Origin of the sequence: Trinickia dabaoshanensis (assembly GCF_002879885.1) — a bacterium.
GTDB lineage: Bacteria > Pseudomonadota > Gammaproteobacteria > Burkholderiales > Burkholderiaceae > Trinickia > Trinickia dabaoshanensis.
In genome coordinates this window covers 95,686-110,092 of sequence record NZ_PNYA01000010.1, presented here as the reverse complement: position 1 = coordinate 110,092, position 14,407 = coordinate 95,686, and the positions used below count along the sequence as shown (strand labels likewise).

Below are 14,407 nucleotides of genomic sequence, written 5' to 3'. Positions count from 1 at the left end.
GCGCGAGCGGAAAACCCGCGCGCCGTGCCGAATCTGATTTGCCGATCGATCGTCGCAGGCGATGTCACGGCACGATTCCGACGCACAAGGGATCGTCGGCAGATCGACCGTTTTTCGTGGAGTTCTTGGATGACATGCCATGAAAGTCGTCCGCGCCCCGTCCCGGCGCGGCGCAAGATGCTGTCCGGCGCCGCGGGCGCCGTCGCCGTCCTCGTCGGTTTGCTTACCTGCCACGCCGCGAATGCGGATGCCTCCCATACGACGAGCGCCCCGATCGTCGCACTGGGGTTCGATGCGCAGAATCACGTGCTATTGAAGGCCACCGCCGAAACGCTCTACCGGAGCGCCGACGACGGTCTGCACTGGACGCGGATCGCATTGCCACCCGGCGCGCACGGCCGCATTTCCGCCATGGCGACGACGGCACGGCAAGCCGGTCTCGTCTATGTAGGCGGGCCGGGCCTCGGGGTCCTGCGAAGCGGAAACGACGGCCGAAGCTGGGAAGGTCGCAACGCAGGGTTGCCGGGCCGTTCCGTCGAAACAGTGGCCGTGCATGCCGATCAGGCCGACACGGTATACGTCTATGTGGCCGGACGCGGAATCTTCCGAAGCCGACAAGGCGGCCTGAATTGGCGGTTGATGGATCGGGGGCCGCGAGAAGCCATCCTGCAGCTCATTCACTCAAACATGCCCGGCAGCATGCAGACTGGCTGGCTGTTCGCGGCGACAGCCAGCGGCGTGCGGCGCTCGATGGACTGTTTCTGCGGCTGGCGCAATGCCGGCGGGCTAGACGGCAAGGTGAACGCCGTCGCCTACGATCCGCGACAGCCGCAGCAGATCTATGCGGCGACGGGCAAGGAAATCCTGCTGAGCTCGAATGGCGGCGAACAATGGACACGTCTCAATGCCCCCGGCCCGGCGCTTACTGCGTTGCTGGTCACGCCGGACGGCGTGCTCTATGCGGCCGGAGGCGCAGCGGTATATCGCAGCCGGGACCACGCCGGCACGTGGGAGCGACTCGATGGTTAAGACGTCGCGTGCCGCCGCAGCTGGATTGCTCGCGCTCGCGTCCTGGGCCGACGCCGGTGCGACGCCTGCGCTTTCGCGAGGTCTCGACCAGATCACGGCCGGCCGAGCGATTTACCGGCAGAACTGCGCTTCCTGCCACGGCGTCCACGGCGAAGGGGCGCCAAACTGGGAGCGGCCGGACGCACTAGGGGAGATGCCCCCACCGCCGCACAACGCGAGCGGCCACACATGGAAGCATGGTGACGGCATGCTCTACCGGCTCGTCCACGACGGCTGGCGCGATCCGTTCAACAAGACGAGCTGCCTGACCATGCCGTCTTTCGGCACCCAACTGACACCACTCGAGATTCGCAGCGTGATCGAATACATCAAGACCATGTGGACGCCTGAGCAGAGAGCTTTCCAGCGTACGGAAAGCCGGCGGGAGCCGTTTCCGCCAGAAGCGCGCTGACGAGGAACTTCATGACATCGTTCATCTTTTCGCCTCGATCCCGCGACCGCGAGCCGCGGCGCGTCATCCACCCGATACGCTTCGACACCCGGCGCGCCGCGTTGCACCGGCTCCTGGTCGTACCTGCGGCAATGCTCCTGTTCGCATGCAGTCGGAAGCCGGTTTTCAAGGGCACTGACATCAGCGGCGCCCCGATGACTTTGACGGTCGCGATGACCGATCACACCGGCAGGCGCCGTACGCTCACGGACTTCCGCGGCAAGGTGATTGCCCTGTTCTTCGGCTATACACACTGCCCGGACGAGTGCCCGGCGACGATGGCCCAGCTCGCGCGCGCCATGCAGCTTCTCGGAACGGAAGCCGATCAGGTGCAAGTGCTGTTCGTGACCGCCGATCCGATGCGCGACACGTTGCCCGTCCTGGCGAAGTGGGTGACCGGGTTCGATCCGCGCTTTCTGGGACTGCGCGGCACGCCGGACGAACTCAGGGCGGCGGCGAGCCAGATGAAAGTCGTCGCGGGCCCGTCCGGAAAGCCAGGCGACGAGACCATCATGCACAACGGCAATGTCTTCCTGTTCGACCGCAGTGGTGCCGTCCGCGTGCTCGAAGACAGCGGCGTGGACGCGCAGACACTCGCTGCGGATATGCGCCAGTTGCTGGAATGAAATCAGGGAGCACGACATGACAGTCAATCAGGGATTCCGGCTTTCGTTGGCCAAGATTGCGGCCGCGCTCGCGGTCGTCGTTCTCCTCGTTTCGGCCTACCTGGCGCTGGGCCGGACGAAGTCCGTGCCGGATGCGACGTTCGTCCTGTTGTCGGGCGAGAAGCTCACGACGCGCGATCTGCGCGGCAAGGTGTACATCGTGGATTTCTGGGCGACGAGCTGTGCGACCTGCGTCAAGGAAATGCCGCAGATGATCGAGACGTACAACAAGTTCAAGGGACCGGACTTCGATTTCGTCGCGGTGTCGATGAAATACGACCCGCCGGCGTACGTCAGGAATTACACCCGGACCCGGCAATTGCCGTTCAAGGTCACGATCGACGCCGACGGGAGCCTCGAGCGGAAGTTCTACGACGTGGAAATGACGCCCACCACCTTCGTAGTCGACAAGCAAGGGAGAATCCTGAAGCGCATCCTCGGCGAACCGGACTTCCAGGTTTTCCACCGCCTGATCGAGCAGGCGCTCGCCCAGCCTGCCTGACGAGTGCACACCGATATGTCGACGATGCTGACCGCTCAAATCCTGCTCGCGTTCGGTGCGGGCGCGCTGCTCAACCTCACGCCCTGCGTGCTGCCGGCCATCCCGCTCAAGGTTCGCGCGATTCTGCGCGAAACGGGCGGGCAACTGAGTGCGCGCTTGACGTCGGCCGTCCTGTTCGCTGCAGGGTCGGTGCTTTTTTTCGCGCCCCTCGGGCTTGCGACGGCGCTGTTGCATTTGCAGTGGGGCGTGTTGTTTCAATCGCGGATCCTGCTGATCCTGCTGAGCGCACTGCTGATCGGGCTGGCGATCGTGAACTTCCGCTGGCACGGCCTGCGCCTGCCCTCCACGCTCGCGTCGATGCACGGTGCACGATTTCTCGAGCCCCTCATCTCGGGCCTGATATGCGCGCTGCTGTCGACACCGTGCACGGGCCCGCTCCTGGGCGGCGTACTGGTTTTCGCGCTTGCCCAGCCCGCGCCCAACATCGTCGCGCTCTTCGTGTCGATCGGTCTCGGGCTCGCGTCGCCCTATGTTCTTCTGATTCTCCGGCCCGCCCTGATCCAGCGCCTGCCGCGCGGAGGCGCCTGGTCCGACGTGGTACGCCAAAGCTTCAGCTGGATACTGCTCGGCGCCGCGCTCTTCTTCATCCGCAGCGTCCTGCCTCCGGCCTGGGAAACGCCGCTCTCGATCGCATTCGGCGCAGGCATGCTGGCCTGGACAGTGACAATCTTCGCGCGCCGCAAGGACGCCGGTTCGCGCCGCGCCGTGACGGTCATCGGCATCGTGGCCGCAGCTTCGGTCTACGTCGGCGCGAGCTTCGGATTCTCTCCGGCGATTCCGTGGCAGCAGCTGCACGACCGCGATGCCGCGTTGCTGCCGGCGCTCGGGCGACCGGCAGTCGTCGAGTTCACTGCGCAGTGGTGCCTCAATTGCAAGATCCTCGAGCACACCGTGTACCGGTCCGATCCCATCGTCCAGGCGATTCACCGGCACGGCATCGCCGCATTCCAGGTCGACCTGACGCGTCCCGACCCGGCGCTCGAGCGTCTGCTCGCCTCTTATGGCGGAGCGGGCCTGCCATTCCTCGCTGTGCTCGATCGCGACGGCCGCGAGGTGCACAGCTTTTCCGGGCTGTTCACGAGCGACAGTCTCGCGGATGTGCTGAATACGCTCAAATAAAGGAGAACCGACGGTGAAACGTAACGTCAATCGCATCCTCGCCGCGACGGCGGCCGCGGCCGTGCTGGCGGGTGTCGCACTCTGGGCTTCGTCGCAGTTCGGATCGTTACAGTTCGGTTCGTCGAAGCCCGCACCGGCATCCGTCGTTGCGGGCAGCAGCGGCATGATCAATTCGTCGAACTATGTGAGCGCGAGCGTCGCCGAGCATGAGCGCCAAGCCACGCTGACCTTGCACATTACCGCCGGCTGGCACGTGAATGCGAATCCGGCGTCGCTCGAATACCTCATTCCCACCACGCTATCGATCGAAGGCGATGGCTCGCCGCAAGAAGCAAAGGCCGTCTATCCGCCCGGAAAGGACAGCGGCGTCGTACTCGAAGGCAAGCACATCCAGGTCTACGAAGACGGCACGGTGATTCCATTTTCGCTGCCCCCCAGCCTCCCGATGCATCGCATCGTCGTGCACGTGCAAGCCTGCAGCACGCAGGGCATCTGCCTGCCGCCTGCGAATATCGTCGCATCGGTGAATCGAACCTGAACCGGACAATCGACCCGTCCCCCCATCACGATGAAGGAATGAAATCATGCGTTACCCGAAACTAGCCCTGCTAACCGCACTCGCCATCGGCGTGCAATTGCCCGCGATGGCCGCCGGGATACCCGTAACTCTGTACAAGAACCCGAGTTGCGGATGCTGCGATGCCTGGGCGAAAGACCTCGCGGCGAACGGCTTCACAGTGAAGACAGTCAATACGGAAGACCTGGCATCGGTCGCCCAGCGATACGGCGTGCCCGAGAGCCTAGAGGGATGCCATACGGCGATCGTCGGCGGCTACGTGGTCGAAGGTCTCGTCCCCGCGAGATACGTGAAGAGCCTGCTGGCGCAGCATCCCGCTACCAAGGGCATCGCGCTGCCCGGCATGCCCACCGGGGCTCCTGGCATGCCCGGCGCGCGCTCGGGACCACTCAAGATCTATTACCTCGAGTCCGGGTCCGCGCCGAGGGTCTTCGCGACCTTCTGATGGGCGTGGCCGCTGCACGCCGGCCGGTTGTGCGGTACACGGCGGCCCAGGACATGCTCACTCAACCCAACTGAATCCCTGAGGATTCGAAGGAACACGACATGAACACGAAACGACTCCCCCTTTCCGTTCTCATCGCCGTTGCGGTGGGATTCACCGGGCTCGCCGAGGCGGCAGACAATTCGTCCGCCGCACAGGAGACGGCTCCGCCGACGATGCATTCGGGCGGCATGGGCACGATGGGCCAGGGCGGAATGGGGATGATGAGCCAAGGCGGGATGGGCATGATGGGCATGATGGGCATGGGTAGCTGCCCGATGAGCGGCACATACCTGAGCGGCAAGGACGCCATGCTGATGCACGCGGACATGTTGCAGGCGATGAGCAACATCATGCGCAAGTACGCCGACCGGGTGAAAAACTCGCCACAGCGCTGACTCGCGCGCACCTTCGACCTGGGAGCGCCACCGTCGGCTCCTGGGCTGCGCCTTAGTTCCATAGGGAGATCCTGGGGCTGATCCCGTTCGCCGGTGCTGATCTGCCCTCTGTCGATGGCGGTCATGGTGTGGTTGATGAACCGACGGAACCACCGGCACGACTCGCCGTCGCCATCACCGATCGATCGAGCGATGGCCCACTCAGCCCGACATCATCGGCATTGCGCTGGGCGGACGCGCAAGCAAGGTGCGCCGATTGAAGACGGCGCACCCGAAACGTTGAGGAAAGACCTATGGATAGCACCTCGTGGATTCTGAAGGTCATCGTCATCGTGCTTGCAGTGATCGGGCTTCTCGCCGTTCTGGGCGTCGGTGGCATGGCCGTGATGCACTTCGGCATGATGGGTACGTCACGGCCGTGTTTTGACGCGATGCGGGCATGGCGATAATCGGCGATCGCAACGGGAGCTGCGGTGCGGAGTTGGAGGGCTCGCGAAGCTCCCTGAGCCGGTTAGGCTGTCTATGCCCCGTCCAGTGAGCGGAGCGGCCAGTCAGGCGGCCGTCGATCTGAGGTAAATGCGCAAAAGGCGATCGTCTGTACCGTATTGCCGGCACCGGCAGCGTGCTAAAGCAAAGGGCTCTGGAGGGACTGTGTCGTGACGAAACCACCCAACACCAAGCGCCGGGCGATCCTGCGCGCCTCGCTCGCTTCTGCGATGGCGGCCGGCTCCGTCTGGCCGTTTGCCGCCCTCGTGCCGCCCGATGCGCTTGCGCAGCCCGCGTCGGCCAACAGCGGCTTCGTTCCCGATCTGATCGTCGAACTGCGCGCGAAGCGCGACACGTTGCGGATTTGGCCTGGGCCGACCACGCGCGTCTGGCGCTACGACGGCCGGGTGGTGGCAGGTGACCCATCCGCGCTGAGTTTCGTGGCCAACGGCTATGCCCCGATCCTGCGAGTACGCCGCGGGCAAAAGATCCGGATCAACTTCATCAACGAGCTGTCCGAGCCAACGATCATCCACTGGCATGGGCTGACCGTGCCCGCGGCGCTGGACGGGCATCCACGCGATGCGATCGGCACGGGGCGACGCTATGTCTACGAATTCGAAGTCCGCAATCGGGCCGGCACGTACTGGTTCCACGCGCACCCGGACGGCCGCACCGGCGCGCAGGTCTATTACGGCCAGGCTGGGTTTCTGCTCGTCAGCGATGAAGAAGAAGCTTTCGGCCTGCCCAAGGGTGAACACGACATGCCGCTGATGATCCAGGATCGCAGGGTGGATGCCGACAACCAGTTCGTCTATCTGGCACAACGCGCCGGCGGGATGATGGGGCGCGGCATGATGGGCGGCGGCATGTCCGGCATGATGGAACGGATGATGGGCTTCCTCGGCGACCGGATCCTGGTCAACGGTCAACCCGATTACGTTCTGCCTGTCGCCACGCGCGCGTACCGGCTGCGCTTGCTCAATGGATCGAACAGCCGCATCTACAAATTCGCGCGGCGCGACGGTGTACCGCTGACCGTGATCGGCACCGACGGCGGTCTGTTGGGTCAGCCGCTGAAACGCCCCTACGTGACGCTCGCTCCTGCCGAGCGGGTCGATTTATGGATCGATTTCGCAGGTCAGCCGGTCGGCACCGACATAGCGCTCGACAGCCTCCCGTTCGACGGCGACGCGGCGATGGGCGGCATGATGGGTGGCCTCACGTTGCCGATGGGCGCGCACTTTCCGATCATGAAATTCCGGGTCGCCCGCCGCGAACAGGCGCATGATCAACTTCCGCCCAAATTCAAGCCGTTGCCGCCCATACGTGCTCAGGACGCCATAAATGCAACGCAGCCGCGCACCTTCGGCATAACAATGGGCATGATGACGTGGGGCATTAACGGGCGTCGGTTCCAAATGGACGGCGTGACGTCCTCCGAAACCGTGCGGGCCGGCACGACCGAAATCTGGGAGTTCCGCAACGACGAATCGATGATGCTCATGGCTCATGCGATGCACGTGCACAACGTGCAATTTCGGGTCCTCGACCGGTCGGTGGCTGCCGACCTCGCCGCTGCGCGCGCCACGCTCTCGGGCGGATACGTCGACGAAGGATGGAAGGACACGGTACTCGTCATGCCCGGCGAGCGCGTGCGGGTGCTCATGCATTTTGGCAGTTACACGGGGCTGTTTCTCTATCATTGCCACATGCTCGAGCACGAAGACACCGGCCTCATGCGCAACTATCTGATCCGCACCTAAGAGATCGAAAGGGGGACACTCATGGAATCTCAATACATCGTGGCAATCGTCCGGCCGGATCGGCTGGACGCGCTCGAACAGGCATTACATGCGCTCCGCACCCACGGCATCACGGTCAGCAAGGTGAGGGGGTTCGGGATGCACCTGAACCCCTATGCCGACGAGTGGACGACCGAGCACGTGAAGGTCGAGGTCTTCGCGCGCGCGGCGGACGTCGATGAACTGGTTGCCGCGATCATGGAGGCCGCGCACATCGGCGCGCCGGGCGACGGCATCGTCGCGGTGATGCCGGTCACGCGCTTCTACAGCATCCATACGCGAGCCGAAGTGCAGCCGTAGCCGGACGAGCCTCGTCCGGCGGCCCTTTCGACTTGGTGCTTCACGAGGCACACCTCCTTGGGACGCGTGCCTCGCGTCGCGGCTACGGGGCCGATTACCGCTTCTCGAGCTTCACGATAGTCAGCGTGCCGTTCACGTTCTCGACGCGTACCTTGACCTTCTCGCCTTCCTTGGCGGCCTTGAGCATGCCCGCGTCCTTCGCCTTGTAGGCCATCGTCATCGGCGCCATGCCGATGTTGGCCAGTTCGCCGTGCTTGATCGTGATCATCGACGAGGCCGCGTCCACCTTCTTGACTACGGCGTCCGTGAGCGCCGAGGTACCGGCCTGAGCCCCCATCGTGCCCGCCTGCATCATCATGCCGCCGTTTTCCTTGGCAAATGCCACACCGGTCAACGAAACGGCAACACAGCACGCAGCGGTCAGGGTCATCAACTTCTTCATCGAGTTTCTCCAGGGTTGGTTTGCGGCACGGTCGTGCCAACGGGGACAGCAAAAGCTTCGGCATGGCGCCGGGCAAGCGCGGCGCGGCGGCGTTGCAACAGCAGCCACGCGGCGGGAATCACGAACATCGACAGGATGGGCGCGGTCACCATGCCGCCCACCATCGGCGCAGCGATGCGCTGCATAACCTCGGAACCCGCGCCGTGGCCAATCATGATCGGCACGAGTCCGGCCAGCACGACCGCAACCGTCATCGCCTTGGGCCGCACTCGCAGCACGGCACCCTCGCGAATCGCGGCAACGAGCGTCGCTTCGGTGAACGGCTCGCCTTCCGCAAGGCGGCGGTTCAGTGCCCCCTTCAGGTACAGGAGCATCACGACGCCGAACTCTGCCGCCACGCCCGCGAGCGCGATGAACCCGACCGAAGTCGCCACGGACACCGCGTGGCCCAATATCCAGATGAACCAGAAGCCGCCCACGAGCGCGAACGGCACGGTCGACATGAGTAGCGCCGCGTCCGCGGCCGAGTTGAAGGTCAGGAACAGCAGCACGAAGATCACAACGAGCGTGACCGGGATCACGGTACGCAGCTTGGCCGCCGCGCGCTCCAGATATTCGAACTGGCCGGACCAGGCGATCGAGTAGCCGGGCGGCAGGACCACCTGCTGCGCGACGGCATGTTGCATGGCTTTGACGGCGGTCTCGAGGTCCGTGTTGCGGATGTCGACGTAGACGTAGCCCGTCAGCCGCGCATCCTCGCTGCGGATCATCGGCGGGCCGTCGGCGATCGTCAGTTTCGCCACGTCGCCGAGCATGATCTGCGCGCCGCGATCAGTCTCAATCGGCAATTGCCGCAGCTTGTCGAGCGAGTCGCGAAAGGCACGCGGGTAACGGATGTTGATCGGGAATCGCTGGCGTCCGGCGATGACTTCGCCGACGTTCTCGCCGCCGATCGCAGAAGCAACCACATCCTGGATATCGGCAACCGACAGACCATAGCGAGCCGCCGCGAGCCGGTCGATGCCGACATCGACGTAGTGCCCGCCGTTCAAGCGCTCGGCGAGTGCCGAAGTGACCCCCGGAACGTGCCGGACCGCCGCTTCCACCTGCGTGGCAACGCGGTCGATCTGCTGAAGGTCGGGACCGGAGATCTTGATGCCCACCGGCGTCTTGATGCCGGTCGAGAGCATGTCGAGCCGATTGCGAATGGGCGGCACCCAGACGTTCGACAGCCCCGGCACTTTGACGCGCGCATCGAGTTCGTCGATGAGCTTGCGCATCGTCATCCCAGGGCGCCACTGGCTGCGCGGCTTGAACTGGATCGTCGTCTCGAACATCTCGAGCGGCGCGGGGTCGGTGGCCGTATCGGCGCGACCCGACTTGCCGAACACCGTCGCCACTTCCGGCACCGTCTTGATGAGACGATCGGTCTGCTGCAGCAATTCGGCGGCCTTTTCCGCGGAGATGCCTGGCAGTGCGGTCGGCATGTACAGCAAGTCGCCTTCGTCGAGCGGCGGCATGAATTCGCCGCCGAGACGCGACACCGGGATCACGGTCAACACCAACGCGACAGCGGCAAGGCCGATCGCGAACCAGGGGCGCCTGAGTGTCGCCTCGAGCAGCGGCCGGTACAGCCGGATCAGCACGCGGTTGATCGGGTTCGCGTTCTCGTGCGGAATGCGGCCGCGAATCAGATAGCCCATCAGCACCGGCACGAGCGTGACCGACAGGCCGGCGGCACCGGCGATCGTGTACGTCTTCGTGAACGCGAGCGGCGAGAACAGCTTGCCTTCCTGACCCTCCAGTGAGAATACCGGAATGAAGGACAGCGTGATGATGAGCAGCGAGAAGAACAACGCCGGCCCGACTTCCGCCGCGGACGTCGCGATCAGTTCCCAGCGCCGCGCGGCGGTCATCGGCTCGTCCGGGTTGTCGTGCTCGTACGCTTCCAGGTGCTTGTGCGCGTTCTCGATCATCACGATCGCCGCGTCGATCATCGCGCCGATCGCGATGGCGATGCCGCCGAGCGACATCAGGTTCGCATTGACGCCCTGATAGCGCATGACAATGAAGGCGGTCAGGACACCCAGCGGCAGCGACAGAATCGCCACAAATGCGCTGCGCAGATGAAACAGGAATACCGCGCAGACAAGGGCAACGACGATGAACTCCTCGATCAGCTTGTCCCTCAGGTTGTCGACGGCGCGCTCGATGAGCTGGGAGCGATCGTAGGTCGGCACGATTTCGACGCCGGCCGGCAGCGAGCGTTTGAGGTCCGCGAGTTTTGCCTTGACCGCCTCGATCGTCTTGAGCGCGTTCTTGCCGGAGCGCATCACGATGACGCCGCCGGTCACTTCGCCTTCGCCATTCAGTTCGGCAATGCCGCGCCGCATTTCCGGACCGATCCGGATGGTGGCCACATCGCCGAGCAGCACCGGCGTGCCGGCATCGTTCGTGCGCAGCACGATGTTGCGGAAGTCGTCGAGCGAGTGCAAATAGGCGGTCGAACGCACCATGTATTCCGACTCGGCGAGTTCGACGACCGAGCCGCCGGACGCCCGGTTCGCCTGGCGGATCGCGTCGGCGACCTGCGTCTGCGTGATGCCGTAGGCACGCAGTTTGTCCGGGTCGAGCACGACCTGGTATTGGCGCACCATCCCGCCGATGCTCGCGACCTCCGAGACATCCGGCACCGACTTGAGCTCGAACTTCAGGAACCAGTCGTTGAGCGCGCGAAGCTGGCCGAGGTCGTGGTGCCCGGTGCGGTCGACGAGCGCGTATTCATAGATCCAGCCGACACCGGTGGCATCGGGCCCGAGCGACAAGGTCGCCCCGGGCGGCAGGCGGCTCTGGACCTGATTCAGATACTCGAGCACGCGCGAGCGGGCCCAGTACTGGTCGGTCTTGTCGTCGAACAGGACATAGACGAATGCGTCGCCGAACGACGAGTAGGCGCGGATCGTCTTCGCGCCCGGCACGCCCAAGAGCGTCGTGGTCAGCGGATAGGTGACCTGGTCCTCCACGACCTGCGGCGCCTTGCCGGGATAGGACGCCTTGATGATGACCTGCGTGTCCGAAAGATCGGGCAGCGCGTCGAGCGGCGTTTCCTTGAGCGAGTAGACACCCCAGGCCGCGACGAGCACGGTCGCGAGCAGAACCAGAAACCGGTTCTGAATGGACCAGCGAATGACGCGCGCGATCATTGTGCGCCTCCGGTGGGGTCGACCTTGATCAACTGGTAGCCGTCGTCTGCCTGCTTGAAGACGAAGTGCACCGTCTGGCCGACCTTGATGTCCGGGAAGGCGCTGGCGGCCGGCTTGTTGAAGGTCATCGTCATCGCTCCCCAGCCGAGCGCCGGTACCGCCTGATGCGAGAAGGTGATGCCGGCGGCGGTGATTTGCTCGACCTTCCCCGTCGTTTCGTAGGTCGGGGACGCGGAGGCCGTCGAGGAGGCCATCGAGGCGGGTGCCGGTGTCGACGCGCTGCTGCCGGAGGTCGCACTGCCTTCCAGTCTCGGCAGGACCGATTTAAGGCTCGCTTCGGAATCGATCAGGAACTGGCCAGAGGCGACGACCTGCTGCCCTTCGCTGAGACCGTCGGTGATCTGCGTGTCGCCGCCGATATCGTTGCCGACCGTGACGATCGCGGGCTGTAGCCGACCGTCGGCGTTCCGGACGATGACGATCGATCGCTTGCCCGTCGTGATGACCGCTTCTGACGGCACGACGAGGCGTGATACGGGCTTCGCCGCGCTAACACGGGCGCGCATGAGCATGCCGGGGGTGAGTCTCATGTCCGGGTTATCGATCTCGAGACGCGCTTGCAGCGTGCGCGTCCCAGTGCTGATGCCCGGCAGGACCTCGCGGATGTGTCCGCTGAAATGTTGCGCGGTGTCGCCGGCCACCGTCGCATCCACCGTCATTCCGGGGCGCACCTGCAAGGCAAGTGCTTCGGGAATGTCGATGACAAGCCAGAGTTTCGACAGACCCTCGACCTTGGCGAGCGTCTGGCCGGGCGCCACCATCGCGCCTTCCCGGACATTCAGTTCGGTGAGCACGCCGTTCGCGGGCGAGACCAGCACCGCGTGAGTCTGTGCCTTGCCTGTCCGATCGAGCGCAGCGACGACGCCGTCGGGAATCGACATGGCCCGCATCCGGGCACGCGAAGCGGCGAGCAGGTTCGCATCGGCGTGGCTCGCTTTCAGGGCGAGGTATTCTTCCTGAGGCGCGAGCCAGTCCGGCACGAAGATCGACGCAATTGGCGCACCCTTCGCGACCCGCTGCATCGGTGCGCTCGCATATAGGCGATCGATGTAGCCGGTCGTGCGCGCCTGGATCACATCGGCCATCGATTCGTCGAACTGCGTGGTGCCGACCGCGTCGAACCCTTCACTCACCTCCCGCCGGCGCACCGTCGCATAGCGAATGCCGAGGTTCTGCTGGAGTCCGGAGTCGATTCGGATGCCGCTCGCGCCGCCTTCGTCCGCATAGACGGGCACAAGCTGCATGTCCATGAAAGGCGATTTGCCCGGCTTGTCGAAATGCTGGTTCGGGACCATCGGGTCGTGCCAGTACAGGACCTTGCGGCCCGTCTTGGGATCGATCTTGTCCCCGGATGCCGGAACCGACACGGCCGGACTGTTCGTTGCCGCGTGGCGGCTTCCCGCAACATAGCCCGCGGCAACGAGCGCGGCCGCGGCGCAAAGCGCGAACGTCGTTCGCGCAAGCACTTTTTTGTTCATGGATGCTCCTTCACTGTGCAACGGCCATTGCCGGCGGGACCACCTGATATTCGAGCCGAGCCCAGTCGAGCGACACATCGCGCTGCAGGTCGAGGATCTGCAATTGCGCATCGAGCTGGGCTCGCCTCGCCGCGAAGGTGTCGGCCAGGGAGCCCGTGCCACCCCGATACGCCGCCTCTGCGAGCTGCACACGGCGGTCGGCGGCCGGCAGCAAGGTTTGTTTGAGTTGAGCGATGCGCTCGCGCCCGTTTGCGAGCGTCGCTGCAAGATTCTGGATATCGGCTTCGATTTGGCGCTGCGTGTCGTCGAACATCAGGCGGGCCTGCGTTGCACGCTCGGCTTGCTCGGCCACGTCCCGATCCTCGCGGTCTTTGCGATCGATCGGCAGCGGAATCGTCACGCCGATCGATACCATGTTCGAGTACGCGCCTCCGCGCTGCTGATAGGACACGTTCCAAGTCCAGTTTGGACTCCTGTCGCTGCTCGCCACCGCCGTGGCCGCATCGGCCACGGCGACATCGGCGGCGGCCACGACGAGCGCGGGCTGCACTTGGCTGAGTTGGTCCGGCGGCAGTTCGGCGACGCCGGATCGTGGCGCGGGCGGCTCGCCAACGACGTCGCCGACGGGTACCGCGGTCCAGCGCGAAAGCGCAATGAGGGCCGAGCGATACGTCTGCTGCGCCTTGAGCAGGTCGTCCTGGGTCTGAGCGAGCATGACCTGGGCTTGCGCGACGTCGGCTGCCGTCGCTTTGGCCCCGCGGTAGGACGCCTCCGTGGCGGCCAACTCGTGCGTCATGCGGTGCGTAAGCTCTTCTTGCAGAGCGAGCGTTTTTTTTGCGTAGACCGCGCTCAACCAGGCCGCGGCAGTCCGCTCGCGCACACTGGCCAGTTGGGCAAGGTAGTCAGAGCGCTCCCGGTCCACCTTACGGTCGGCAAGCGAGGACCGTAGCCGGCGTTTCTTCGGCGAGATCCATTCCTGCTCGATTCCGATGCGTCGCTGCGTCATGAAATCCTGGCCGATCGTGAATCGCTGAGCGCCATTGATAGGAAGGTTGTCGACGCCAGCCGTGAGCATCGGGTCGGGCAGTTGGCCAGCTTTGACGGCCGCTTCCGAGCTGGCGCGCACCGAGGCCTGCGCCGCCTGCATCGACGCTGAATGGTCGGTCGCCGACTGCAGCGCGGCGTCGAGCGTAAAGGATGCTTGCTGAGCATGAACGACGCCCGCAATGAGCAGCGTGGCTAAAAGCGGATGGGCGCGCCAAGGAGCACGCCAACCTCGTGGCGTGCCGAAAATCAATCGCATGTTCTA

General features: G+C 64.7%; 15 protein-coding genes. 11 read left to right on the top strand and 4 right to left on the bottom strand.

Translation table 11 applies throughout. The annotated features are described in order from the left end of the window. Window positions 1-129 precede the first annotated feature (129 nt). From C0Z18_RS12795 to C0Z18_RS12750, 11 genes are all read left to right on the top strand, one after another. Entirely contained in the window at window positions 130-1,029 is a 900-nt protein-coding gene (locus tag C0Z18_RS12795; protein WP_146014002.1) for a WD40/YVTN/BNR-like repeat-containing protein, read from the top strand. Continuing rightward, window positions 1,022-1,480 carry a c-type cytochrome gene (locus C0Z18_RS12790; RefSeq protein ID WP_102645786.1) on the top strand — a complete coding sequence of 153 codons (459 nt, stop codon included), beginning with the start codon at window positions 1,022-1,024 and terminating at the stop codon, window positions 1,478-1,480. The genes C0Z18_RS12795 and C0Z18_RS12790 overlap by 8 nt, the downstream gene beginning before the upstream one ends. A gap of 11 nt (window positions 1,481-1,491) precedes the next feature. After that, window positions 1,492-2,145 (top strand): SCO family protein, encoded by a 654-nt coding sequence (locus C0Z18_RS12785; protein WP_199189443.1) that lies wholly within the window; start codon window positions 1,492-1,494, stop codon window positions 2,143-2,145. Window positions 2,146-2,161: 16 nt separating this feature from the next. Continuing rightward, on the top strand, window positions 2,162-2,686 hold the full coding sequence (locus C0Z18_RS12780) for a TlpA disulfide reductase family protein (protein WP_102645785.1): 525 nt from the start codon (window positions 2,162-2,164) through the stop codon (window positions 2,684-2,686). 15 nt (window positions 2,687-2,701) lie between these two features. Beyond that, window positions 2,702-3,865, top strand: coding sequence for a protein-disulfide reductase DsbD family protein (locus C0Z18_RS12775; protein WP_102645899.1), 1,164 nt, complete (start codon window positions 2,702-2,704; stop codon window positions 3,863-3,865). A 13-nt stretch (window positions 3,866-3,878) separates the two neighbouring features. Continuing rightward, window positions 3,879-4,403: a protein-disulfide reductase DsbD domain-containing protein gene (locus C0Z18_RS12770; protein WP_102645784.1), complete on the top strand. Its 525-nt coding sequence runs from the start codon at window positions 3,879-3,881 to the stop codon at window positions 4,401-4,403. A gap of 46 nt (window positions 4,404-4,449) precedes the next feature. Then, window positions 4,450-4,887, top strand: coding sequence for a DUF411 domain-containing protein (locus C0Z18_RS12765; RefSeq protein WP_102645783.1), 438 nt, complete (start codon window positions 4,450-4,452; stop codon window positions 4,885-4,887). A 101-nt stretch (window positions 4,888-4,988) separates the two neighbouring features. Beyond that, window positions 4,989-5,324 (top strand): hypothetical protein, encoded by a 336-nt coding sequence (locus tag C0Z18_RS12760; protein ID WP_102645782.1) that lies wholly within the window; start codon window positions 4,989-4,991, stop codon window positions 5,322-5,324. A gap of 293 nt (window positions 5,325-5,617) precedes the next feature. Further along, window positions 5,618-5,773, top strand: a complete 156-nt coding sequence (locus C0Z18_RS32950) for a hypothetical protein (protein ID WP_158244230.1) — start codon at window positions 5,618-5,620, stop codon at window positions 5,771-5,773. A 207-nt stretch (window positions 5,774-5,980) separates the two neighbouring features. Beyond that, on the top strand, window positions 5,981-7,576 hold the full coding sequence (locus C0Z18_RS12755) for a multicopper oxidase family protein (RefSeq protein WP_233217293.1): 1,596 nt from the start codon (window positions 5,981-5,983) through the stop codon (window positions 7,574-7,576). Between the two features lie 21 nt (window positions 7,577-7,597). Further along, the gene (locus C0Z18_RS12750; protein WP_102645780.1) at window positions 7,598-7,915 is read left to right on the top strand and encodes a P-II family nitrogen regulator; all 318 of its coding nucleotides are present in this window, start codon (window positions 7,598-7,600) and stop codon (window positions 7,913-7,915) included. Between the two features lie 94 nt (window positions 7,916-8,009). Here C0Z18_RS12750 and C0Z18_RS12745 read toward each other — a convergent pair whose 3' ends face one another. Genes C0Z18_RS12745 through C0Z18_RS12730 form a run of 4 tightly spaced genes read right to left on the bottom strand, consistent with a single transcriptional unit; the run spans window position 8,010 to window position 14,401 of the window. Further along, window positions 8,010-8,357 carry a copper-binding protein gene (locus tag C0Z18_RS12745; protein WP_102645779.1) on the bottom strand — a complete coding sequence of 116 codons (348 nt, stop codon included), beginning with the start codon at window positions 8,355-8,357 and terminating at the stop codon, window positions 8,010-8,012. After that, on the bottom strand, window positions 8,354-11,560 hold the full coding sequence (locus tag C0Z18_RS12740; RefSeq protein ID WP_102645778.1) for an efflux RND transporter permease subunit: 3,207 nt from the start codon (window positions 11,558-11,560) through the stop codon (window positions 8,354-8,356). The genes C0Z18_RS12745 and C0Z18_RS12740 overlap by 4 nt, the downstream gene beginning before the upstream one ends. Next, on the bottom strand, window positions 11,557-13,098 hold the full coding sequence (locus tag C0Z18_RS12735; protein WP_102645777.1) for an efflux RND transporter periplasmic adaptor subunit: 1,542 nt from the start codon (window positions 13,096-13,098) through the stop codon (window positions 11,557-11,559). Before C0Z18_RS12735 ends, C0Z18_RS12740 begins: the two co-directional genes overlap by 4 nt. Window positions 13,099-13,108: 10 nt before the next feature. Further along, window positions 13,109-14,401, bottom strand: coding sequence for a TolC family protein (locus tag C0Z18_RS12730; RefSeq protein ID WP_102645776.1), 1,293 nt, complete (start codon window positions 14,399-14,401; stop codon window positions 13,109-13,111). Window positions 14,402-14,407 lie beyond the last annotated feature (6 nt).